The 217-nt window shown below is 66.4% G+C and carries 1 pseudogene; it reads right to left on the reverse strand.

The features are described from left to right. Positions 1-217 (reverse strand): annotated as a pseudogene (locus tag B3E94_RS05840) (NADH-quinone oxidoreductase subunit F); the annotation flags it as partial.

Genomic DNA, 217 nt, shown 5'->3' on the forward strand with positions numbered 1-217 from the left:
CGGGCCAGCGACTTGTACCAGTCGTTGCCGTTGGCGACGATCGCCGGCACGTTGCACAGGGTCTCGACGTTGTTCACGCAAGTCGGCTTGCCCCACACGCCAACGGCGGCAGGGAAGGGCGGCTTGGAGCGCGGGTTGGCGCGGCGGCCTTCCAGCGAGTTGATCAGTGCGGTTTCTTCACCGCAGATGTAGCGCCCGGCACCGGTGTGCACGAACA

The organism is Pseudomonas sp. UBA6315, assembly GCF_002438125.1.
GTDB lineage: Bacteria > Pseudomonadota > Gammaproteobacteria > Pseudomonadales > Pseudomonadaceae > Aquipseudomonas > Aquipseudomonas faucium.